The 20,198-nt window shown below is 58.6% G+C and carries 18 protein-coding genes; 7 read left to right on the plus strand and 11 right to left on the minus strand.

Going from position 1 to position 20,198, the window contains the following annotated elements:
- Nucleotides 1-29 precede the first annotated feature (29 nt).
- The 3 genes from tssB to ACEN8Z_RS19850 all read right to left on the minus strand — a co-directional run bounded on the left by tssB (nucleotide 30) and on the right by ACEN8Z_RS19850 (nucleotide 3,602).
- On the minus strand, nucleotides 30-533 hold the full coding sequence (gene tssB, locus ACEN8Z_RS19840) for a type VI secretion system contractile sheath small subunit (RefSeq protein ID WP_495595368.1): 504 nt from the start codon (nucleotides 531-533) through the stop codon (nucleotides 30-32).
- Nucleotides 534-1,006: 473 nt separating this feature from the next.
- Entirely contained in the window at nucleotides 1,007-1,822 is an 816-nt protein-coding gene (ppk2, locus tag ACEN8Z_RS19845; RefSeq protein ID WP_495595369.1) for a polyphosphate kinase 2, read from the minus strand.
- A gap of 58 nt (nucleotides 1,823-1,880) precedes the next feature.
- A complete protein-coding gene (locus ACEN8Z_RS19850; RefSeq protein ID WP_495595370.1) occupies nucleotides 1,881-3,602 on the minus strand; it encodes a SulP family inorganic anion transporter in 1,722 nt (573 codons plus the stop codon).
- 322 nt (nucleotides 3,603-3,924) lie between these two features.
- Between ACEN8Z_RS19850 and ACEN8Z_RS19855 the strand changes: the two genes are divergently transcribed.
- Together ACEN8Z_RS19855 and ACEN8Z_RS19860 are read left to right on the plus strand one after the other, a co-directional pair.
- Nucleotides 3,925-4,377, plus strand: a complete 453-nt coding sequence (locus ACEN8Z_RS19855) for a hypothetical protein (protein ID WP_495595371.1) — start codon at nucleotides 3,925-3,927, stop codon at nucleotides 4,375-4,377.
- Nucleotides 4,378-4,666: 289 nt separating this feature from the next.
- Entirely contained in the window at nucleotides 4,667-5,614 is a 948-nt protein-coding gene (locus tag ACEN8Z_RS19860) for an AraC family transcriptional regulator (RefSeq protein ID WP_495595372.1), read from the plus strand.
- Nucleotides 5,615-6,115: 501 nt separating this feature from the next.
- Here the strand turns inward: ACEN8Z_RS19860 and ACEN8Z_RS19865 are convergent.
- From ACEN8Z_RS19865 to ACEN8Z_RS19875, 3 genes are all read right to left on the minus strand, one after another.
- The gene (locus tag ACEN8Z_RS19865; RefSeq protein WP_495595373.1) at nucleotides 6,116-8,035 is read right to left on the minus strand and encodes a tyrosine-protein phosphatase; all 1,920 of its coding nucleotides are present in this window, start codon (nucleotides 8,033-8,035) and stop codon (nucleotides 6,116-6,118) included.
- Between the two features lie 284 nt (nucleotides 8,036-8,319).
- Entirely contained in the window at nucleotides 8,320-8,796 is a 477-nt protein-coding gene (locus ACEN8Z_RS19870; RefSeq protein ID WP_495595374.1) for a hypothetical protein, read from the minus strand.
- A gap of 98 nt (nucleotides 8,797-8,894) precedes the next feature.
- On the minus strand, nucleotides 8,895-9,341 hold the full coding sequence (locus tag ACEN8Z_RS19875) for an anti-virulence regulator CigR family protein (RefSeq protein WP_495595375.1): 447 nt from the start codon (nucleotides 9,339-9,341) through the stop codon (nucleotides 8,895-8,897).
- Nucleotides 9,342-9,651: 310 nt separating this feature from the next.
- On the opposite strand from ACEN8Z_RS19875, the gene ACEN8Z_RS19880 reads away from it, so the two are divergent.
- Together ACEN8Z_RS19880 and ACEN8Z_RS19885 are read left to right on the plus strand one after the other, a co-directional pair.
- Nucleotides 9,652-9,888, plus strand: a complete 237-nt coding sequence (locus ACEN8Z_RS19880; RefSeq protein WP_495595376.1) for a hypothetical protein — start codon at nucleotides 9,652-9,654, stop codon at nucleotides 9,886-9,888.
- Between the two features lie 190 nt (nucleotides 9,889-10,078).
- Nucleotides 10,079-10,816, plus strand: a complete 738-nt coding sequence (locus ACEN8Z_RS19885; protein ID WP_495595377.1) for a hypothetical protein — start codon at nucleotides 10,079-10,081, stop codon at nucleotides 10,814-10,816.
- Between the two features lie 33 nt (nucleotides 10,817-10,849).
- On the opposite strand, the gene ACEN8Z_RS19890 is transcribed toward ACEN8Z_RS19885, so the two are convergent.
- Complete coding sequence (locus ACEN8Z_RS19890) at nucleotides 10,850-11,653, minus strand: hypothetical protein (RefSeq protein WP_495595378.1); 804 nt, start codon at nucleotides 11,651-11,653, stop codon at nucleotides 10,850-10,852.
- Between the two features lie 648 nt (nucleotides 11,654-12,301).
- Here ACEN8Z_RS19890 and ACEN8Z_RS19895 point away from each other — a divergent pair.
- From ACEN8Z_RS19895 to ACEN8Z_RS19905, 3 genes are all read left to right on the plus strand, one after another.
- Nucleotides 12,302-12,592, plus strand: a complete 291-nt coding sequence (locus tag ACEN8Z_RS19895) for a fructose-bisphosphate aldolase (protein ID WP_495595379.1) — start codon at nucleotides 12,302-12,304, stop codon at nucleotides 12,590-12,592.
- 306 nt (nucleotides 12,593-12,898) lie between these two features.
- Nucleotides 12,899-14,014 carry an AAA family ATPase gene (locus ACEN8Z_RS19900; RefSeq protein ID WP_495595380.1) on the plus strand — a complete coding sequence of 372 codons (1,116 nt, stop codon included), beginning with the start codon at nucleotides 12,899-12,901 and terminating at the stop codon, nucleotides 14,012-14,014.
- Complete coding sequence (locus tag ACEN8Z_RS19905) at nucleotides 14,008-14,592, plus strand: hypothetical protein (RefSeq protein WP_495595381.1); 585 nt, start codon at nucleotides 14,008-14,010, stop codon at nucleotides 14,590-14,592. The genes ACEN8Z_RS19900 and ACEN8Z_RS19905 overlap by 7 nt, the downstream gene beginning before the upstream one ends.
- Before the next feature lie 111 nt (nucleotides 14,593-14,703).
- Here the strand turns inward: ACEN8Z_RS19905 and ACEN8Z_RS19910 are convergent, their stop codons facing one another.
- From ACEN8Z_RS19910 to ACEN8Z_RS19925, 4 genes are all read right to left on the minus strand, one after another.
- Nucleotides 14,704-15,252, minus strand: coding sequence for a cupin domain-containing protein (locus ACEN8Z_RS19910; RefSeq protein WP_007975263.1), 549 nt, complete (start codon nucleotides 15,250-15,252; stop codon nucleotides 14,704-14,706).
- A gap of 447 nt (nucleotides 15,253-15,699) precedes the next feature.
- Nucleotides 15,700-16,998: an NAD(P)/FAD-dependent oxidoreductase gene (locus tag ACEN8Z_RS19915; protein WP_007999963.1), complete on the minus strand. Its 1,299-nt coding sequence runs from the start codon at nucleotides 16,996-16,998 to the stop codon at nucleotides 15,700-15,702.
- 53 nt (nucleotides 16,999-17,051) lie between these two features.
- Nucleotides 17,052-18,542: an aldehyde dehydrogenase gene (locus ACEN8Z_RS19920; protein ID WP_495595382.1), complete on the minus strand. Its 1,491-nt coding sequence runs from the start codon at nucleotides 18,540-18,542 to the stop codon at nucleotides 17,052-17,054.
- A 216-nt stretch (nucleotides 18,543-18,758) separates the two neighbouring features.
- Nucleotides 18,759-20,135 carry a glutamine synthetase family protein gene (locus tag ACEN8Z_RS19925; RefSeq protein ID WP_116264631.1) on the minus strand — a complete coding sequence of 459 codons (1,377 nt, stop codon included), beginning with the start codon at nucleotides 20,133-20,135 and terminating at the stop codon, nucleotides 18,759-18,761.
- Nucleotides 20,136-20,198 lie beyond the last annotated feature (63 nt).

The following is a 20,198-nucleotide window of genomic DNA, read 5'->3' on the forward strand; positions in this document are numbered from 1 at the left end:
AAACTTCCATTTAAACGAACCGAGGTGAATTAACGAATCTGTTCCGGAGCCAGTGCAGCCAACTCACCTCGCAGTTCGTCACTCAGTGCCTCGTCCATGAGAATACGCTCCAGCTCCTGACGGAACGTAGCATTGTCCAACAGGTTGGACTTGAGGTCGCGCAGCAGATTACGCATTGCCAGCAGTGCGCGCAGTTGCGGAATTTGCCGAGCCACTTGTTCTGGCTCGAAATCCTTCATGCTCCGGAAACCCAGATCGACCGCCGTTTCGCCGGCATCTTCCACCAGGGTGTTGACCACCGCCAGCTTGACCTCGGGAGAAAACTCGGCCAGCACGCTATCGAAATTATTCTTGTCGATTGCGACTTTGCTTCTGTCGGATAACGGCCGCTGTTCCTTGCCGTTGCTGTAGTCGCCCATCACCATCAACTTGAGCGGCAACTCGACTTTTTTCTGTGCATCGCCCGTATGCAAATCGAGCTTGATGTTGACCCGTGCCTTGGGCACTTCGCTTTGAAAACTACCAGAAGCCATAAATCCTCCTTGGATATTTGTAGCAACATACAGCGTTACAAAAATTCAATTACACATTCGAGCTCAGGAGTTGAGCCGACAATACGCAATCAGACAAACGGACATAGTATGCAAGCTTGCTTCGGCTGCGAAAGATGAGCCTTTTCAAAGGAGATCGCAACTGCAGAAACAAATACTCAAACACTGCCAGATGCAATAGTGAACCATCTTACAAAGCCATTCCATCCACCAAAGCAATATTTAGAAGCATCTTACATTGCACTCAGAACTTACCCACTCCAGAAACATCCATTTCCCACACAACTAAGGAAATTTCCTACACAAAGATTATTAGCGTGTTTTAGTTGCTGGTCGGCACAGCCGTTGAGACAGCGGATGATCGGTTAACTCAGGACAAGCGGGGGGAGGCGATTTCACGACTGCCGTGCCCGAGCCTTGAAGACCGGGCACGAACAGCACAGTTATGCAGGACTCTAGAATTTTTCCGCAATGTACTTGAACGGATAGTTCGGATCCCGATAGTTACCGGGACTTTGGCGCTTGGGCAATTTCACTTTTACCCGCGGTACATCCTCGTAAGGAATGCTGCTCAGCACATCGCTGATGATGTTCAATCGCGCCCGCCGCTTGTCATTCGAGTTGGCGACCCGCCAAGGGGCGAATTCGGTGTCGGTGGCCTCGAACATGTCGTCCCGGGCACGGGAGTAGTCGTACCAGCGGTTATAGGACTTGAGGTCCATCGGTGACAGCTTCCAGATCTTGCGCCCGTCGGTGATACGCGCCTTGAGGCGTCGGGTCTGCTCTTCCTGACTCACTTCAAGCCAGTATTTGATCAGGATGATTCCCGACTCGACCAGTGCATGCTCGACTCGCGGCGCCACGGTGAGAAAGGTGCGCACCTGCTCGTCGCTGCAAAACCCCATGACCCGCTCGACACCGGCGCGGTTGTACCAGCTGCGATCGAAGATCACCACTTCACCGGCCGCCGGCATGTGCGGCAGATAACGTTGCACATACATCTGGCTTTTTTCCCGCTCGGTCGGTGCCGGCAACGCTATCACCCGGAACACCCGCGGACTGACCCGTTCGGTCAGCGCCTTGATGGTCCCGCCCTTGCCGGCGCCATCACGGCCCTCAAAGACGATGCAGACCTTGGCACCCGTGTGCTGCACCCACTCCTGCAGCTTGACCATCTCGACATGCAGCCGCGCCAGTTCCTCGAGATACACTTTGTTCTTGAGCTTGCCGCTTTCAACCGGCTTGCTTTTCGTTGCAGCCTTCTTCGCCATACCCGTTACCTCCTTCAATGCTTCGCACCGCGCCCGGAATGCGTCCGGCCGCATTCATTCAGCGTCGACTGCGCTGGTAATGCTCCACCGCCAGTTCCAGGTTCAAGAACATGCGCGCCTCGCCCAACGTATGGCCCAATGGGGCCTTGATGACCATGTCCCAGACGCCCGGGCTCATGCCTACCAGCCACAGCAAGATGCCTTTTTCCCGCAGTCGTTGTTCCGCCCCGGTGAGCATTTTCAGGGCGGTGTACTCCAGGTCGAACACGCTGCGCAGGTCCAGAATCACCACGGCAGGCTTTGCTTGCTCGATCAAGGGGTGCATCTTCATGCCAATGCGCTGGGCGTTGGCGAAAAAAATCCGGCCTTCAGGCCGAAGCAACAGCAGCCCGTCAAAGTGTTCGTCGTCGACGTGTTCGGCGGACTGCGGCCGGTACACATTGGTGCCTGGCTTGCGCCCGAGGACGTACACCGGTGGGTCCGAGACTTGATAGGCCAGTGCCAGCAACGACACCACGATCGCCACGACGATCCCTTGCAACGTGCCCAACAGCATCACACCGATCATGGCCACCACGGCCCAGGCAAATTCAGTGCGGCGAACCGACAGGATCTCGCGAAATTCCGCCGGCTCGATCAGGCCCACCGAATACACAATCACCACGGCAGCGAGCGTGGCATTGGGCATCAGGCCAATGAGCGGTGCCAGCAGCAGGCAAGTGCCCAATGCCAATGCAGCAGTGACCAGTGCGGCCAGTTGCGAACGGGCGCCGGCCAAACGGTTCACCGCCGTCTGGGTGGTGCCGCCACCGGCGACCATGGCCCCGAGAAACGCCCCGCCGATGTTGGCAACGCCTGTGGCCAGCAGCTCCCGATTCGGTTGCGGTGCAGGCTCGTCACTGCGGGCGAACGCGCGCCCCGCCGCGATGGTTTCGGTGAAACTCATCAACGCGATGCCCATCGCCGAAGGCCACAGGGTTTCGGCCAGCGACCATAGCGGCAGGGTTGGCGCGGGCAACCCGATCGGCACCACGCCGACGGCGGACACACCAAAGCGCTCCAGGCCAAACAGGCTCATGCCGATAATGCCAAGCGCCACCGCAATCAAGGGTGCGGGCAGTCGCGGTGTAAATCGCTTCATGCCCACCAGCAGCAGGACCATGAACACACCGACCGCCACCGTCGGCAGCGAGGTATGGCCGACGCTCTGAACAGTGGCCAGCAGATTGTGCAGGAAGCCGCCTTTGTCGATGTGAGTACCCAGCAGTTTGGGCAACTGGTCGAGCACGATGACCACACCGATGCCGGCCTTGAAACCCACCAGCACCGGCTCGGAAATGAAATTGGCGACGAAGCCCAGGCGCAGCAGCCCGGCGACGATCAGGATCGCGCCCACCATCAGGGCCAGCGTGGCTGAGGCCGCCAGCAAGGTCGCCGCATCGCCATCGGGGCTGATCTGGCCCAACGCGGAGCCGGCGAGAATGGCCAGGGTGGTCGTGGTACTGACGCTGAGCGGGCGTGACGTGCCGAGTACGGCGTAGATCACCATCGGCACCAGCGCCGTGTAGAGCCCGACCTGCACCGGCAGGCCGGCAATGGTGGCGTACGCCAGCGCCTTGGGAATGACCACGGCCGCCGCCGTCAGTCCGGCGACCACATCGCCCCGCAGCCAGTCTGGCCGGTAACTGCCAAGCCATTGCGGGATCAACAGGCTGCGCACGCTACCCCGCCGTGGAGTGTCTGGAATCCGCTCTTGCGGATGGCTGCCTTGTGGATTCATCAGTCACTCCAGTCGCCAATCGTCCATGCGGATGATGAGTGGGCTCAACTGACCGCACAATCCTTTAACTGCACGCGCAACCATTGCAAACCTTCGTCGGCATCGAAGTGCGTGTGCCAGCAGGCAATTCACGCAAGCTCGACCAGTTACAAATGTAGCTGGTTTGCACGGCTACGCCGTCACATGGCTGGCGAAGGAGACAGCCGCCCCAACATCACCGTTCAAAAATAGAAAGCCTTATATGGACGACGTCACAAAGGCGATAAATGCGCTATACCCGCTAACTCCCCCCATTGCAGTTCTTCAACTCAGGAGTTTGGCAATGAAGCTCAAAATCTCAGTGGCAGCACTCATGGTGACGGCAAGCCTTTTCGGCTGCGCCACTTCATCGGACCACGGCGTGAACGTAACGTTGGTCGCCACCCGGCAAAACGCCGGTCAGATCGGCACCGTCACGTTGACAGGCTATGACCAGAAAACCGGGCTCAGTTTCTTCGTCAGCGGTGTTCCAACCGGGGTTATCCTGCCCTTGCGTCTTTACTCCTTCATCAATAAAGGCAGTTGCCAGCAACCCGGGGCAGTCGCCTACGCGATGAACGACACCGTCAACACCGAACGCCAACCCATACGCGGCTGGACGTTTTCCAGAACCGCACCTGTTCCGTTGCAAACACTGCTTGCCGGCGAATATTCGGTGCTCGTGCGAACGGCTTCGACCGATGGCAACGTCGATATTTTTTGCGGGGATATCAAGTCAGGAGAGCCGATGAAGTAGCCACGGCCATACCAGATCGGCCCACGCTCCGGTACCGCTCGTGCCACCGGTTGTTCGTGCGAGCGGTGGCGTCGGGTGAGTGCAAACGGGTCCAGCGACGACACTGGCAAAAGCCCCGGTCACAAACCTGTCATTACTCACTGATAACGTCCTGACGCTTTTGCGAACCGCACCCGCTCGATCTCCGATCGCCCGTTCCCTGTACCAGGGCTTTGCCCATCCGCTCAAGGTGACACTCCAGGTGTACTCAAGCACGACGCGCAAGCAAATCATCATCAGGTCCAACGACATGAGCTGCGACGACTTTGGCGCGTTGTTCTCGAACCTGTTCGGCAACCTTTATTCCGACTCTCCGCCACCACCGAAAAACATCATCATCGGCGGGGTCTATGGCAGGCACGAAGGTGTCAGTTTTCGTCGCATGCACTATCGCGGTGACTTCACGGTGGCTTTTCCCGCGCCCCTTGATGAAATCACCTTCGTCATTCCCACCGCCGGCAAGATCATCTTCAACCACGTTACCGAGTCGGTAGGTTTTGCCCAGGTCGGCCTGGCGATCGACAAGGCTGAGGTCCGCTCGGCGCGCTTTGTCGATAACCACGCGCAGCACGGGATATCGATCAGCCGTCGGCTGATCACCGAGCGCCTGTCGACGCTGCTGGGCAAACCCATCCTGCAAAAGGTGCATTTCGAACCGGTGGTGGATCTGAAGGCATCGGCCTTGCAGGGCATCCGGGCATTGATCGAACTGGCCACGGGCGCCGAGTTCGACCTGCTGATCAATACCGGTTCGCTGATGCCTTCGCGCCTTCGCGAAATGCTGGTCGATGCGGTGCTCGAAACCTGGCCGCACAACTTCACCGAAGCCCTTCAGCGCCCTTCCCCTCTGATTGCGCCGCGGCATGTGAAGCTGGCCGTCGAGTACATTCAGGCGCATCCCGACCACCTGGCCAGCGGCACGGAACTGGCGCAGCTGACCAACGTCAGCCTGCGCGCATTGCAGGAAGGTTTTCAGCGTTTCATGGGCACTTCGATCGTTGTCTATCAGCGGCAAGTACGCCTGGAGCGCGCCTTTACCGCACTGTCTCAGGGGGCGTCGCCGTCGGTGACAGAGGTGGCCTTGCAACACGGCTTCAGCAATGTCGGCCGGTTTTGCCAGTATTTCCAGAGTGCCTACGGCCTCAGCCCCACAGACGTAAAAAAGGGCCTGCGAACGCGGCCAATGGCGACCAATTGAGGATTTGTGGGAGCGGAAGGTCAGCCACCCTCGTCGTCGGCTGTGAGTCCGTCTTCGCGAGCAAGCCCGCTCCCACCATTGACCGGTGTCGAACACCAATCCCGTGTACGACACAAAACCACTGTGGGAGCGAGCTTGCTCGCGATGGCGGAAGGTCAGCCACCCTCTTCGTTGGCTGTGAGTCCGCCTTCGCGAGCAAGCTCGCTCCCACCATTGACCGGTGTCGAGCACCAATCCCGTGTACGACACAAAACCACTGTGGGAGCGAGCTTGCTCGCGATGACGGAAGGTCAGCCACCCTCTTCGTCGGCCGCTAGTCCGCCTTCGCGAGCAAGCTCGCTCCCACCATTGACCGGTGTCGAGCACCAATCCCGTGTACGACACAAAACCACTGTGGGAGCGAGCTTGCTCGCGATCGCGGAAGGTCAGCCACCCTCGTCGCCAGCTGTGAGTCCGCCTTCGCGAGCAGGCTCGCTCCTACAGATTGTTTTAATCTGACCGTCAGAACAGATAACTGGCCTTCAGCCCGCCATTGAAGCCATGGCTGTCGCCGCCACCGCTGGCGCCGATTTGCGCACCCACGCTCCACGGTCCCAGGTTGGCCATGACGTTGACGCCACCGGTGAACTGGTCACGGTTGTCGAAGGCGGCTTGCTGTTCAACGTCCAGGCCCAGCAGGTGCCCTTCGCTGTCGATTTCATGGTCGCCCAGCACATGCTCGTAGCCCACTTGCACCCCCGGCACCAGTCGCCAGGCGCCCAGGCTGACCGGTGCAAAGGATGCGTTGAGGTTGGCCACCGCGCTCTTGCGGGTCTGGTGGATGCCATCGACGTCCAGCGCCAGCTCGCTGCCTTTTTCCTGGAAGCCCGACAGATTGACGTGGCTGATCCGCACACCGAGGCTTGGCTCGAGGGTCACGCCGTTCACCGGAACCCGGTAACCCAGGGCCAGGGTCGCGCCGGTGAGGTTGCCATGACTGTCGCCCTTGGCCGTGCCCAGGCCGCCGCCGAGTTCGCGCTTGCTCTCGTAATCCAGATAGCCGGCGCTGGCATCGACATCCACAAACAGGCCGCGTTCCAGACCGTTCGGTGCAAAGCGAGCACCCACGCTGAAAAAGGTCAGGTCGGTATCCGCCTCGCCACCTGCGCCACCGACATTGCCGCTGCTGTAGCCGAAACCGGCATGGGCGCTCAGCTGTTCGGAAAAGCGCTGGGTCAGGCCAATCATCATGCCCTGGCTATGCTCGTTGCTGCTGGAGGCCTGAGACGAGCCATCGGTGCCCAGATACCCCGCCAGGGCGGTACTCCACAGGCGATATTGCCCGGCCTTGAGGTCGATGCCACTGGTGAAGGGCGCGGCAGCCTGCTCGATCATCGCGCCCTGGCGCAGCAGGTAGCTGGCAGCGTCGGCGTGCACCTGACCGCCGACCGTGGACTCGACGCCACCGAGGCTGCGCGCATCGATGGCCGATTGCAGATAATAGTTGTAGGCGCTGTAGGTGCCCGACAGGTTGCTGTTCTGCAGTTGTTGCAACAACTGCGCGCCGGCCGCGGCGTTGCCGGCCAAGTCCGACGCGCCAGGCAAGCTGTTGTAGAACACCATCTTGCCGCGCAACACATAAATGGTTTCCTGGGACAGGCCGAGGCCTTGCTTGAGGTAGTTGTCCATCGTGCCGTACTGCGCGGTCACCTGGTCCAGGCCGGCCTGCAGGTAACTGGCCTCCACACCGATCAACGGCCCGTAGATGGTCGCCATGCCCGGTGGCATCGCCGCCAGGGTCGCCTTGATACGCGCGGCGGTGTAGTCGTTGGTCGCCAGGTAGTTGCTCATGATGGTGGCATCGTCGACCCCGGCGATGCTTTGCAGCACAGCGGCGGTCCAGCCCGTACGGTCCTTGCCGGCCGTGCAATGGAACAGCGCGGCACCGTCGACCGCGGCCAGTTCATTGAACAGCTGGTTGAACTCGCTGCGCATCCCCGCGTTCCTGACGAAATCGCGGTTGGTGTCCTGCATCATCGCAGTGGCTTCGGCGGCGCTGTGGAACGCGATATTGGTGATATTCGCCCCGGAAGTGGAGCCGCCGATGATGTCGATATTGGTGTACGTCGCGCCAGTGGGCATCGTGTCGGGCGTGGCGGCGATCTCGCTGGGCGTGCGCAGGTCATAGACGGCCTTGATGCCCAGGCCGTTCAGGGTTGCCAGATCCGCTGACGACGGGGTCAGCGCGTTGGAGCGGTAAAACACCCCGCCGCGCATCGTGCCGTCATTGGCGGTGGAATACGCGGTGGTGAGACCCGCAACATCGCGGAAATTGTCGATGCTCTTCAGGCGTGGCGTGTTGAGGGGGACAGTCTCGGCAGCCTGGGCGGCAGCGATGGACAGGCTCAAAACAGACAGCGAACACACAAGTCGTTGGAACACAGTGCAGCCTCATTGAAATCGCGTTGGGCTGACTAATATCTACATTGAAATGACGCTGAACATGACAAATCGCCTGCGGACGCAAATCACTGCGCGATGTGTCCGGGCGGCTCGTTTTCTGTCCGTGCAATGCCCGTTGTGCGGCCAACTTTGCTGCCGAAAATGAATGATATGCCGGGTGGGAAGCGAGCTGTGCCATATCCGGCGATCAAATTCCAGTTGCAAAAAACCCGCCTTTCAGCGGGTTTTTGGCTTTTCTGAAACTGATGTCTACAACCGCGAACTCAATGGGTTTTTTTCGAGGTCGACAGTCCGGCTTTACTCAAGCCTTTGGTGTTGTGATCACCTGGCGTCGAGGCCGAAATGGCCCTGGCCTTGGAGATGCCGCGAGTATCCTTGGAATGGGCGATGCCTGAGGTCGTGGTGCCATGCCCGTTATCATCATTGCGCTCACTACCGAAATGGTTCCCGCTGAGGCCATGGTCGCGTACGGACTTGCCGGCATGGTCGCTGTCCAGCCCGTTGCCGCGGCCGTTACTGCCGGAGTGGCCTGTACCGGCGTGTCCGCCACCCATACCGCCGCCGTGGCCTGCGCCGTTTCCGCCACCGTTTCCGCCACCGCCGCCGTTTCCGCCGCCACCGCCACCGTCCTTCGCGTATGCGGAACCCATGATCGACAGGCCACTAGGCAGCAAAGGGGCGGCTGCAAGCATCATGGCGCATGACATTACAGCAACGAGACTCTTGTTTTTAAAAAGCATGATTGCTTCCGTAGGTGGTTGATATCGCGTGACGTATGACGCGATAGCCCCCGGACAGTTCACGCTCGACGACAGACGGCCAGGCTGCCATTCACCGGTCAATCAAACGCACCGTCGAGAATTTCATAGACAAGCCCGGTGGCCAGCGCAACCAGGATCAGATCCGTGCCGACTTGCTGCCATTCGTAGCCATCATAGTGGGGCAGCCTGCCGACCAGTCGGCCATCGAGTTTTTTGGCGATGCCAGGTGGAAGCGGCTTGCCTCGGGCAAGGTTCTTTTGAATACCCGGTGGCAAATCAGGACCGGGGCTCCAGTAGCCCGTATTCACGCCAATGATCTCGAGCACGCTGCCCCGGTTAATGCTCGGGCCATTACTCCAGTCCCCGCCGCCGGAATTCTTGTTCTTGTTGCCATGACCGCCCAGGTTGCCATGGTTGACCTTCCCGTTACCCTGGCCGTTACCGGGATCGGCCAGCGCAGTCACCGAGCCGCTGATCAGGGTCAAACAGGTGATTGCTGCAATCAATGATCGAGACTTGTACATGAGTCGTTCCTTCGTGGTGGGGAAGATTCTCTGAAATTTAGACGCTATTGACGCGCCAACGCAGCCCATTGCGGCGATCCGCGGGTTTATCGAGAAGTGACGCCGCAACCTTCTTCGATGTGAATCCACGCTTGATACGTCGCAGATACTTCAATGCGTGGTGCTGTTTCACGGTTGTTACCTCAGCGCTGCAGTTGTCACTTCTGCGCCGCCGAACTGGCCAATAGAGTATGGCCGTCGGTGTGGAACAGGGTCGTCGACTTGTCGGCCCGCGCCAACACCGATCCCCCCATCACGGAAGAGGTGAATCATGAGTTTCGTCAAAGTTGAAAAAAACCAGAGCAGCGCCCCGTCGGAAGCCGACATGAAAAAAGCCATGGTCGAGTCGGGCGGCAAGCCGGGTGAGGTCACCGGGACCAATGCCGCCCGCACCCTGACCTACACCGGTGTGGTCAATCACACGGTGTACGAGAACAAGCTGATCGAGATCGCCAAGGGCAAACGCACCAGCTGGAGCTTCGTCTGGGCCGATGCCAAGGCCGCCTGAGGTCAAGGCGGGGCGGCCGATCGGCTGCCCCGCTGACTCAGCCCCTGATACCCCCCCGATACCCGCTTGTAACACCAAGACACTTAGCCGCCCTGCCCCTCGACCCTAAAGTGAAGCCGTCAATGGACTGCAGCGCCAGGCGCCAGCAGCCCATTGTTTGCCCAACACACCACCAAGGAAGAGGGAAACCATGAGCAAATCAATCGCTGTCAGCCAACAGAGCCAGCAGCTTCACAATGATGTGCAAGAAGCCGTCAAGTCGATCATGGGTGCAACGCAACTGAAGGCGTCAGATTACGGCCCGGTACTGAGGTCGGCCCTGGCGGCTTCGCAAAAAACCGTCACCATCGAAATCGCCGCCGGCGACCTGACGCTGCTGAAGAAGTCCGGCTACAAGCTGTGCTTTGCCAAGAAGGTGGGTGACGCCGACTACAACGTGGTCTGGCAGTCCTATAACGCTTACCTGAGCAACAACGAGTTCAGCTGGACGCCGCAGTATCAGCTGTTCGCCTCCAACGTGTTCAAGGAAAACGTGCAAGTCAAAGTCTCGACCAACATCGTCAACATTGGCCTGGGGCAAACCTCGACACTCGATGAACACGGTCTGCTGAGTTCGGCGGTTACCGGGGGGCCGAACATTTCCATGACTTTTGTAAACGACTACGCCCCCATCCATCCGGGTATCAACCAGCTATCTACCGGTATTGATGGCACTCAGGTCAGCACCCCCATTTACGTTGCGGTGGATCAGGTGGTCACCGGTAAAACCGTGTTGACGCCGGTGGAAACCATCCTCGTGTGGTTCGAACAGAACGTACAGACCAGCACCATGTTCAGTACCTCACGCTCCAAGGCGATCGAAATCGACTTGACGTTCGATAACACCGCAGGTCGCCTTTACGAAGACGGTCAGTGGAAAACCGTGTAACCGTCATGCCGGGGCAACCTTGCGGTTGCCCTTTCACTCCTCTTTGCCCGCCGTGGAGAAGTAGCCCGTCAGCGAGCGACAGATCGACTGCGCGATGTCCTCCTGGGTGGCGATGCCATAAGGGCGATCACGATCGAACTGCGCCGACCAGCGAATCCGCCCCTGCGCTACATCCACCAGGCGCAATGACGCTCGCACCCGCGAAGGCTCGACCCGCACGCTGCCCTCCAGGCAGTAGCTGTAACGCCCGCCACGCTTGAAGTCCGGTACCGGTTCGCTGTTGCGTGCCATCCGCATCAACACATGATTGGTCCCGGTCTGCGCCTGCTCGAACGACTCGAACAGTCGGCAGCTCAACTCCTCGCACAAGCCCCGGGTAAAGTCATCGCCATCACGGGTGAGGCAGGTAAATGGCTGGATCTGGACCACAGGATGGCGAGTGCCGACGCCCTTGGGCCGCAGCCGCTGATAGGTCAAGCGATAACACCCGGGTGGAATGCTCAAGCGCACCGGGTCCTGCTGGCCGTTGCCGGCGTAATGCGCTGCGAGCTTGCGCCGCAAGCGCCCCACCTGCACTCGCACCACAGGATCGTCGCCCGTGCAATACACTGCCGGGTCACGACGAAACACCGCGATGCCGATGGCGTGTTCGGTCAGCGGCGTATTACAGGCCTGAAGGTCGTGCTCGACCAGAAAGCGCAACAGGCTGCCCATGCGCCTGGATTTGGCAAACAACGGGCTGGCCAGCAACAGCGCCAGCACCCGCTCGATTTCTTCCCGATCGAGCGGCACGGGAACCCCCGCCGCAGTCGAATCGGCCATGCTGTTGATCACCATCGCCTGCCTCCGTGCAGGTTGCCGACAGGAATTGATGTCGCAATCCGTGATTACCCTTGCAGCGTGAGCAGGAATGGGGCTCGGGCACTGCAACGACCAAGCGTAGCAGCCGTGTTGATATCGGCAGGCAATTGCGATGGTAGCAACCCGCCATCCGACGAACGTTCAATCTTGAAGTCTGAAAAACTTGTAGGACTGGTCCCTTTGTGGCGAGGGAGCTTGCTCCCGCTGGGCTGCGAAGCGGCCCCTCTCCCCTGCGACCCATTTCCTCAGACACAACGCAAGGCCCGATTCTACGGCGGCAGAGCCGCCGAACGGGAGCAAGCTCCCTCGTCACAGGGGCCATTTAGCGTCCTACAGGCCGGTTGCAGCGCTGGAGATCGATGCCTAATGTGCGCCCGTCGCTGACTTGAGTTGGCGATAGGGTTTCGCAGCCCTGTAGATACGTGTAGTAACCTTGCAACCCACCAAACCACTGACGGTCGCATCTGCGCCCGTATGTCGTTTTATGGTGGCTGTGTGCGGGAGATCTTCGGATCTGCCGGGTTCCTCGTATCCTCGGTCTGCGAACCCGCACATAGCTACCACCCCATTCGATTCGCAGCGACCGGGAGTAGCTCTTCTTACAGATACGAGGAAGTTTTACTTATGGCAGCTAACAATCCGCAACGCCACTTCACCCCCATGAAACAAATCGCCACCAGCTACCCTGTCCTCCTCATCGACAGCGACGCGCCCTTGCGCGAGCTCCACAACTGCGCCGCCGAACGCCTCAACGCGGTCCTGCAATACCTCAACCTCATGGCCTGCACCAGCCTCCCCGACTACGCCGAGAACGACATCAACACCGTCACCAACATTTCGCGGATTCTGCTGCAGGATGTGCGGGATGTGTTTGGGGTGATTGAGATGCGGGGGTTTGAGGTGTCCAAAGGGTAGTGATGACTCTCAACCATGAAAACCGCTTCGGCGGTTATTTTCCTATTCAGGCTCGTATTTTTGAAACGGCTACCGATAGATCTACTGAAGAGACCTAAGCTCGAAAATTAAAAAAAAACACACCTCGACCTGAGATCCCGAAAAGTTAATCGTGGCTGGCCGATTTCGCTTAGGAGCGGACATTCCAATTTGTCTATAGAATCAGGGCTCATTGAGCGGAACACGTTTTGAAAACTGATTTCATGCACCTGACCTCAAAGTTTTCTGGGCGGGGATACAGTGACTGAGGAAAGCTGAGGATTGGCGATGAAAATTGAATACCTCGAGATCAAGGGCTTCAAGAGCGCGGCAAGCGTTATCCTGAGGGATGTGCCAGCCTTTACAGCTCTAGCCGGCTCGAATGGTGCAGGTAAAAGCAATATCACTGATGCGCTCGCTTTTCTGGGAGCGGTAGTAAAACGTGGGGCTGCACAAGCGATCCGCGACTTTGGGGGCTTCCAACAGATTCACTGCTTCAAGCATCGAAAAGAAAATCGCACGACTATCTCGTTTGCCATCAGAATCAACCTCAATGGAGAAGTATTCGACTACAACCTGAAAATTTCCGGAATAGACCGGGTACCTCAGGTACTTGAAAGTCTGAAGGTCAATGGCAATCAGATAATAGATCGCAAGAGCAGTGATGAGACACGGATTACCTTAAGTGATACGCATGGCTTGCAGCTCTTACCGGAGTATGCGCAAGACATGACCGCGCTAATGCTGCTCAGCCATTCGCCACTGTATCGAATGCTTACCAATATCCAGGTATTTCGAATCGACCCGCTAGAAGCTAAGGAGCCTGACAGCTCAACAGCAGACGCTACGACACTCGATAGTCATGGCCGGAACGTGGCAACGATGTTGTCAATTTTGGAGAGAAATGAGCGCTTTCGTGACCAGGTTCTGGAATGGATAGAACTGATCGTACCTGGCATGGAAAGCGTGTCCACCGAAAAACAGAGGCTGGATGGCTCTACGGTGATCACGTTCAAGGAAGAAGGAACAAAAGCTCGTTTCCCAGCACGTTTGATTTCAGATGGGACAATTTATGCGCTCTGCATTATGACTGCGGTGTTCAGTCGGGCAGGGAAATCAGGAATGACAATCATAGAGGAGCCAGAGCGCGGCATTCATCCGAAGGCAATCGGCGAACTGGTACAACTAATGCGTGAAAATGCTTCGGTAGAGCATCCCATTTTTATAACTACCCATAGCGAATCTGTCGTACGCAACCTCGACCTTGAAGAGCTTTGGTTGGTAAATAAAGAAGATGGTAAAACCAAGGTCAAGTGTGCTTTAGAATCAGCAGTAAATAAAAAGGAAATACCGCTGGACACTGCGTGGCTGACCAATCTTTTTGATGGGGGTCTGCCATGGTAAAAGTTGGATTCATTGTTGAGGGTGATAGCGAAAAAATCGTTATCGAATCATCCGACTTCAAAGCTTTTTTGCAGGAAAACGATTTTGAGTTGGTCAATCCCGTAGTCAATGCCAAAGGTGGCGGTAACCTATTACCGCAAAATATCGATGCCTATCTAGGGCGTCTAGATCAGCAAGCGGTAGACATCATCGTTGTGCTGACTGATCTTGAGGACGAAGTCTCTGTTGACTTTGTCAGAGAACGCATCGCAAACGCACGAATAAATAGTATTTTCGTCGCTGTAAAAGCATTAGAGGGGTGGTTCCTGGCTGATTCAGTTGCGATGAACAAATGGCTCGGAATTGACGACTTCAATGAGCCACAACCCGAGCAGACGCAGAACAAACCATGGGATCGTTTAAAAGAAATATCCAATTCATTGGGCAAGCGTGGGCCGGGTAACAAAACTGCATTTGCAAAAAAGATGACGAAGCACTTTGGTTTCAGCATTCGCCAAGCAGCCTTGCACCCACAGTGTCCAAGTGCGCTAGAGCTTTTTCGCTATTTTGCTGAGCAGAACCTACCTGACAATGGTTGATGGAGGAGCTGATCTGGGTTGCCTCGCGTTGTGACTGAGCAATATTATAGAAAAAGGCCCTGATCATTCAGGGCCTTGTCATTTCTGGCATATTCAACTTCCCTTTTTCCTTTAGAAGTTGGCGGGCGTGTTCGCGCTGATAATCTCCGCCTCATCCGCCCCGATATTGCGAAACCGGTGCGGCAAGGTCGTCGGGAAGTAATAGCCATCCCCGGCGTTTAGCACACTCACCTGGCCATCCACGGTCAACTCAACCGTGCCACGGGTCACCAACCCGCACTCCTCGCCTTCGGAATGCACGATCGGCTCTTCACCCGAACTGGCACCCGGCGCGTATTGCTCGCGCAGCAGGCGCATCTGCCGGCTCGGCACGGACGCGCCGATCAGCAGCAGGCGCAGGCCATGACGGCCGAGGTCGGGCTGTTCGTTGGCGCGGAAGACGTACTGGTGTTCGCGCGGTGGCTGATCGAAGGTGAAGAAGTCGGCCAGGGACATGGGGATGCCCTCCAGCAATTTCTTCAGGGAGCTGACGGAAGGACTGACTCGATTCTGTTCGATCAGGGAGATGGTGGCATTGGTGACGCCGCTACGCCGGGCCAGCTCGCGCTGGGACAGTTTGTAGCTTTCGCGTACTAATTTGAGTCGTGAGCCCGTGTCCATGACAGCCTTATGTGCCAACCCGTGGGAGCGAGCTTGCTCGCGATTGCGATTTTAGCCTCAACATTGATGTTGATTGAACTGGCGCTTTCGCGAGCAGGCTCGCTCCTACAGGGATAATGGAGGGGTGGAGTGCAGGCGCGGATCACGCCGTTTTCCGATCCCGGAAACGTGAAAGGCGGCTATTAAATCACGTTTGTTGGTAATGCTCAGCAGGTTCGATAAACGGCTGGAAAAAACGACCTGCGAATTGTCACTTTCACTCAACTGAAGAACCTGTGGGAGCGGGCTTGCCCGCGATGGCGGTGTGTCAGGCAACATAAAAAGTGACTGACAGGGCCTCATCGCGGGCAAGCCCGCTCCCACAGGGTACTGCAGTGTTCATGACCTTTTTGGCCGTCGTAAAAAACCGGCGGCACCCTTTTGGGGCGGCCGCCGGCGAGGTAAAGCTTAGATGCCGAAACGGTCGCGCAGCGAGTAGTACACGGCGCCGAGGGCGGTCAACGGTGCCGAGAAGGTGCGCCCGCCGATCATCGGCATGTGCGGCAAGGAGGCAAACGCGTCGAAGCGCTCGGCGTCGCCGCGGATCATTTCCGAGATCAGTTTGCCGGCCAGGTGCGAGCAGGTGACGCCGTGTCCGCTGTAGCCCTGCATGTAGTAAGCGTTTTTCTCGATACGGCCGAATTGCGGCATGCGCGACATGGTCAGCAGGAAGTTGCCGGTCCAGCGGTAGTCGATCTTCACGTCCTTCAATTGCGGGAAGGTCTTGAGGATTTTCGGGCGGATCAGTTGCTCGATGTCGTCCGGTTCGCGCGCACCGTAGACCACGCCACCGCCGTACAGCAGGCGGTTGTCGGCGGTGAGGCGGTAGTAGTCGAGCAGGTAGTTGCAGTCTTCGACGCAGTAGTTGTTCTTGATCAGGCTGCGGGCCTGCTTTTCCGACAACGGCTCGGTGACGACGATCTGCGAGCCGCACGGCATGCTCTTGCTGGTCACGCGGTTGTCCAGGCCCTGCGGCAGGTAGGCATTGCCGGCGATCAGCAGGTACTTGGCCTTCACCACGCCTTTTGCAGTGCGCACGGTGATCGGCTCGCCGTAGCTGATTTCCACTGCCGCCGATTGCTCGTAGATCTTGCCGCCCAGGCCGATGATCGCCGAAGCCTCACCGAGTGCCAGGTTCAGCGGGTGAATGTGACCGCCCTGCATGTCCAGCAGGCCGCCAACGTAGGCGTCGGAACCGACTTCGCGCTTGATATCGGCCGCGTCGAGCATCTTCAGGTTCTTGTTGCCGTAGCGTTCCCAGCTCTTCTTCTGCTCGGCCAGGCCCTTGAGTTGCTTCTTGTTCATCGCCGCGAAGATGCCGCCGGGACGGTAATCGCACTGGATGTCGTAGTGCTGTATGCGCTGACGAATGATGTCGGCGCCTTCGAAAATCATGCTGCCGAGCACTTCGGCGGTCTTGTCGCCGTAGCGCTCTTCGATGACATCGACGTCGCGGCTGTAGGAGTTGACCAGTTGGCCGCCGTTGCGACCGCTGGCGCCGAAGCCGACTTTGGCCGCTTCCAGTACGGTCACGCTGTAGCCCGCTTCGGCGAGGAACAGCGCCGAGGACAGGCCGGTGTAGCCGGCGCCGATCACGCAGACGTCGCAGTCCACCGCGCCTTCCAGCACCGGAAAGTCGCCGGTGAAGTTGCGGGTGGCGGCGTAGTAGCTGTTTACATGCTGTTGATTAGAAGAGCTGTGTTTCATAGGTTTCTCCGATGGCCGCCGGCAACGTGCCGGCGACCGCCGCTTAAAAGGTGTTAGAGCTTGATCCAGGTCGCTTTGAGTTCGGTGTACTTGTCGAACGCGTGCAGCGATTTGTCCCGACCGTTACCCGACTGCTTGAACCCGCCGAACGGCGCGGTCATGTCGCCGCCGTCGTACTGGTTGACCCAGACGCTGCCGGCGCGCAGGCCACGGGCGAAGGTGTGGGCTTTGCTCAGGTTGCTGGTCCACACGCCTGCGGCCAGACCGAAGATGCTGTCGTTGGCAATCGCCAAGGCTTCTTCAGCAGTGTCGAAGGTGATGACCGACAGCACCGGGCCGAAGATTTCTTCCTGGGCGATAGTCATGGCATTGGTCACGCCGTCGAAAATCGCCGGTTCCAGGTACAGGCCACCGGTGTCTTCGAGGGTGCGGCTGCCGCCGGCGATCAGTTGACCGCCCTGCTGTTTGCCGACTTCGATGTAGCGCAATACGTTGTCCAGCTGACGCTGGTCGACAACCGCGCCGACGGTGGTCGCAGGATCGAGCGCATGACCCGGTTTCCAGGCTTGCAGGGCTTCCACCAACAATGGAATGAACTGCTCGCGGATCGAACGCTCCACCAGCAGACGCGAACCGGCGGTGCAGACTTCGCCCTGGTTGAAGGCGATGCCACTGGCCGCTGCCTGTGCTGCCGCGCGCAAATCCGGCGCGTCGGCGAACACCACGTTCGGGCTCTTGCCCCCCGCTTCAGCCCAGACGCGTTTCATGTTGCTTTGCCCGGCGTAGATCATCAGCTGCTTGGCAATCACCGTGGAGCCGGTGAAGGCCAGCACGTCGACGTCCATGTGCAACGCCAGCGCCTTGCCGACGGTGTGACCGTAGCCCGGCAGGACGTTGAACACGCCTTTCGGAATGCCGGCATCGAGTGCCAGCTGCGCGATGCGGATCGCGGTCAGCGGGGATTTTTCCGAAGGCTTGAGGATGAACGAGTTGCCCATCGCCAGGGCCGGGGCGAATTTCCAGCTGGCCATGATCAGCGGGAAGTTCCACGGCACGATGGCCGCGACCACGCCGGCCGCTTCGCGCGTCACCAGGCCAAGCTGATCGTGGGGCGTGGCGGCGACTTCGTCGTAGATCTTGTCGATGGCTTCGGCGGTCCAGCGGATCGCATTGGCGGTCGCTGGAATGTCGATGCTCATGGAGTCGCTGATCGGCTTACCCATGTCGAGGGTTTCGAGCAGGGCCAGCTCTTCCTGGTTCGCCAGGATCAGGTCGGCGAAACGGATCAGGATGCGCTTGCGCTCGGTCGGGGCCAGGTTGGCCCAGACGCCGGATTCGAACGTGCGGCGCGCTACTGCGACCGCCGCATTGGCGTCGGCTTCGTCGGTGCTGGCGACGTTCGCCAGGAAACGACCGTCGACGGGGCTCAAGCATTCGAACGTGGCGCCACTGGCAGCCGCGCAGTATTGGCCGTCAATGAATGCGCGACCTTCGATTGTTAGGGACTGGAAGCGTTGCTCCCAATCGCTGCGAGTGTTTGTCATGGTTGTGACTCGACGCAGGGGAATAGGTGATCAGCCGGGCCGAATGCCAGTGATCAAAAATATCTGAAAAAACCGCAATCCCTGTGGGAGCGAGCTTGCTCGCGATAGCGGTGATTCAGTCGACATCTATGTGGAATGCCGGACCGCTATCGCGAGCAAGCTCGCTCCCACAGGGGTTGGCGGCGCACACAGGATGTGTGTGCACCTCCAACGCCATCAAACGGTGTGCAGGTACCAGTTGTACTCAAGGTCGGAGATGGAGTTCTCGAACTCGGCCAGCTCGCTTTCCTTGCACGCCACGAACACGTCGATGTACAGCGGGTCGATGTATTTGGCCATGACTTCGCTGTCGTCCAGCTCGCGCAGGGCATCGCGCAGGTTGTTCGGCAGGCTCTGCTCGTTTTGCTCGTAGCTGTTGCCTTCCACCGGGGCGCCCGGCTCGATCTGGTTGGTCAGGCCGTGGTGCACGCCTGCCAGGACCGAAGCCATCAACAGGTACGGGTTGGCGTCGGCACCGGCCACGCGGTGTTCGATGCGCACCGAGTCTGGCGAACCGGTCGGCACACGTACCGCTACGGTACGGTTGTCGATGCCCCAGCTCGGCGAGTTCGGCACGTAGAACTGTGCGCCGAAACGGCGGTACGAGTTGACGTTCGGGCAGAGGAACGCCATCTGCGCCGGCAGGGTCTCGAGCACACCGCCGATCGCGTGTCGCAGCGCGGCGTTCTGCTCGGGATCCTCGCTGGCAAAGATGTTGTTGCCTTCTTTGTCGAGAATCGAAATGTGTACGTGCAGACCGTTACCCGCCTGGCCCGGGTACGGCTTGGCCATGAAGGTGGTGTCCATCTCGTGGTCGTAGGCGATGTTCTTCACCAGACGCTTGAGCAGAACGGCGTAGTCGCAGGCCTTGATCGGGTCAGCCACGTGATGCAGGTTGACTTCGAATTGCGCCGGGGCGCTTTCCTTGACGATGGCGTCAGCGGGGATGCCCTGCTCTTTAGCGCCTTCGAGGATGTCTTGCAGGCAGTCGACGTATTCGTCGAGGTCGTCGATCAGGTACACCTGGGTCGACATCGGACGCTTGCCCGATACCGGCGAACGTGGCGATTGCGGACGACCGTTCACGTTGTCCTGGTCGATCAGGTAGAACTCCAGTTCGAACGCGGCGCAGATGGTCAGGCCCATGTCGTCGAACTTGCGCACAATATTAGCCAGCACTTCACGCGGGTCGGCGAAGAATGGCTCGCCTTCGAGTTCGTGCATGGTCATCAGCAGTTGCGCGGTCGGGCGCTTCTGCCAGGGTTCGATGCTCAGGGTGCCCGGGATTGGGTAGCAGATCCGGTCGGAGTCGCCGATGTCCAGACCCAGGCCGGTGCTTTCCACCGTAGAACCATTGATGTCCAGAGCAAACAGAGACGCCGGCAGGTTGATGCCTTTCTCGTAAACCTTATGAAGACTGGTGCGCTCGATGCGCTTGCCGCGCACCACACCGTTCATATCCGCAATCAGAAGGTCGACGTACAAAACCTCAGGATGTTTCTTAAGGAATGCGTTTGCTTCGTTGAGTTGAACGGCACGCAGAGGGACCGACATGATGCACCTATTTTTTACTGTTAATTATTATGTTCACCGCCCTTTCACGAGCCCAGTCAATCC

The sequence above is a fragment of the Pseudomonas sp. Pseusp10 genome (genome assembly GCF_059492225.1).

Coding starts and splice junctions, on each gene's coding strand:
- tssB (WP_495595368.1), bottom strand. CDS start 533: ATGGCTTCTGGTAGTTTTCAAAGCGAAGTGCCCAAGGCACGGGTCAAC.
- ppk2 (WP_495595369.1), bottom strand. CDS start 1,822: ATGGCGAAGAAGGCTGCAACGAAAAGCAAGCCGGTTGAAAGCGGCAAG.
- ACEN8Z_RS19850 (WP_495595370.1), bottom strand. CDS start 3,602: ATGAATCCACAAGGCAGCCATCCGCAAGAGCGGATTCCAGACACTCCA.
- ACEN8Z_RS19855 (WP_495595371.1), top strand. CDS start 3,925: ATGAAGCTCAAAATCTCAGTGGCAGCACTCATGGTGACGGCAAGCCTT.
- ACEN8Z_RS19860 (WP_495595372.1), top strand. CDS start 4,667: ATGAGCTGCGACGACTTTGGCGCGTTGTTCTCGAACCTGTTCGGCAAC.
- ACEN8Z_RS19870 (WP_495595374.1), bottom strand. CDS start 8,796: ATGCTTTTTAAAAACAAGAGTCTCGTTGCTGTAATGTCATGCGCCATG.
- ACEN8Z_RS19875 (WP_495595375.1), bottom strand. CDS start 9,341: ATGTACAAGTCTCGATCATTGATTGCAGCAATCACCTGTTTGACCCTG.
- ACEN8Z_RS19880 (WP_495595376.1), top strand. CDS start 9,652: ATGAGTTTCGTCAAAGTTGAAAAAAACCAGAGCAGCGCCCCGTCGGAA.
- ACEN8Z_RS19885 (WP_495595377.1), top strand. CDS start 10,079: ATGAGCAAATCAATCGCTGTCAGCCAACAGAGCCAGCAGCTTCACAAT.
- ACEN8Z_RS19890 (WP_495595378.1), bottom strand. CDS start 11,653: ATGGTGATCAACAGCATGGCCGATTCGACTGCGGCGGGGGTTCCCGTG.
- ACEN8Z_RS19895 (WP_495595379.1), top strand. CDS start 12,302: ATGGCAGCTAACAATCCGCAACGCCACTTCACCCCCATGAAACAAATC.
- ACEN8Z_RS19900 (WP_495595380.1), top strand. CDS start 12,899: ATGAAAATTGAATACCTCGAGATCAAGGGCTTCAAGAGCGCGGCAAGC.
- ACEN8Z_RS19905 (WP_495595381.1), top strand. CDS start 14,008: ATGGTAAAAGTTGGATTCATTGTTGAGGGTGATAGCGAAAAAATCGTT.
- ACEN8Z_RS19910 (WP_007975263.1), bottom strand. CDS start 15,252: ATGGACACGGGCTCACGACTCAAATTAGTACGCGAAAGCTACAAACTG.
- ACEN8Z_RS19915 (WP_007999963.1), bottom strand. CDS start 16,998: ATGAAACACAGCTCTTCTAATCAACAGCATGTAAACAGCTACTACGCC.
- ACEN8Z_RS19920 (WP_495595382.1), bottom strand. CDS start 18,542: ATGACAAACACTCGCAGCGATTGGGAGCAACGCTTCCAGTCCCTAACA.
- ACEN8Z_RS19925 (WP_116264631.1), bottom strand. CDS start 20,135: ATGTCGGTCCCTCTGCGTGCCGTTCAACTCAACGAAGCAAACGCATTC.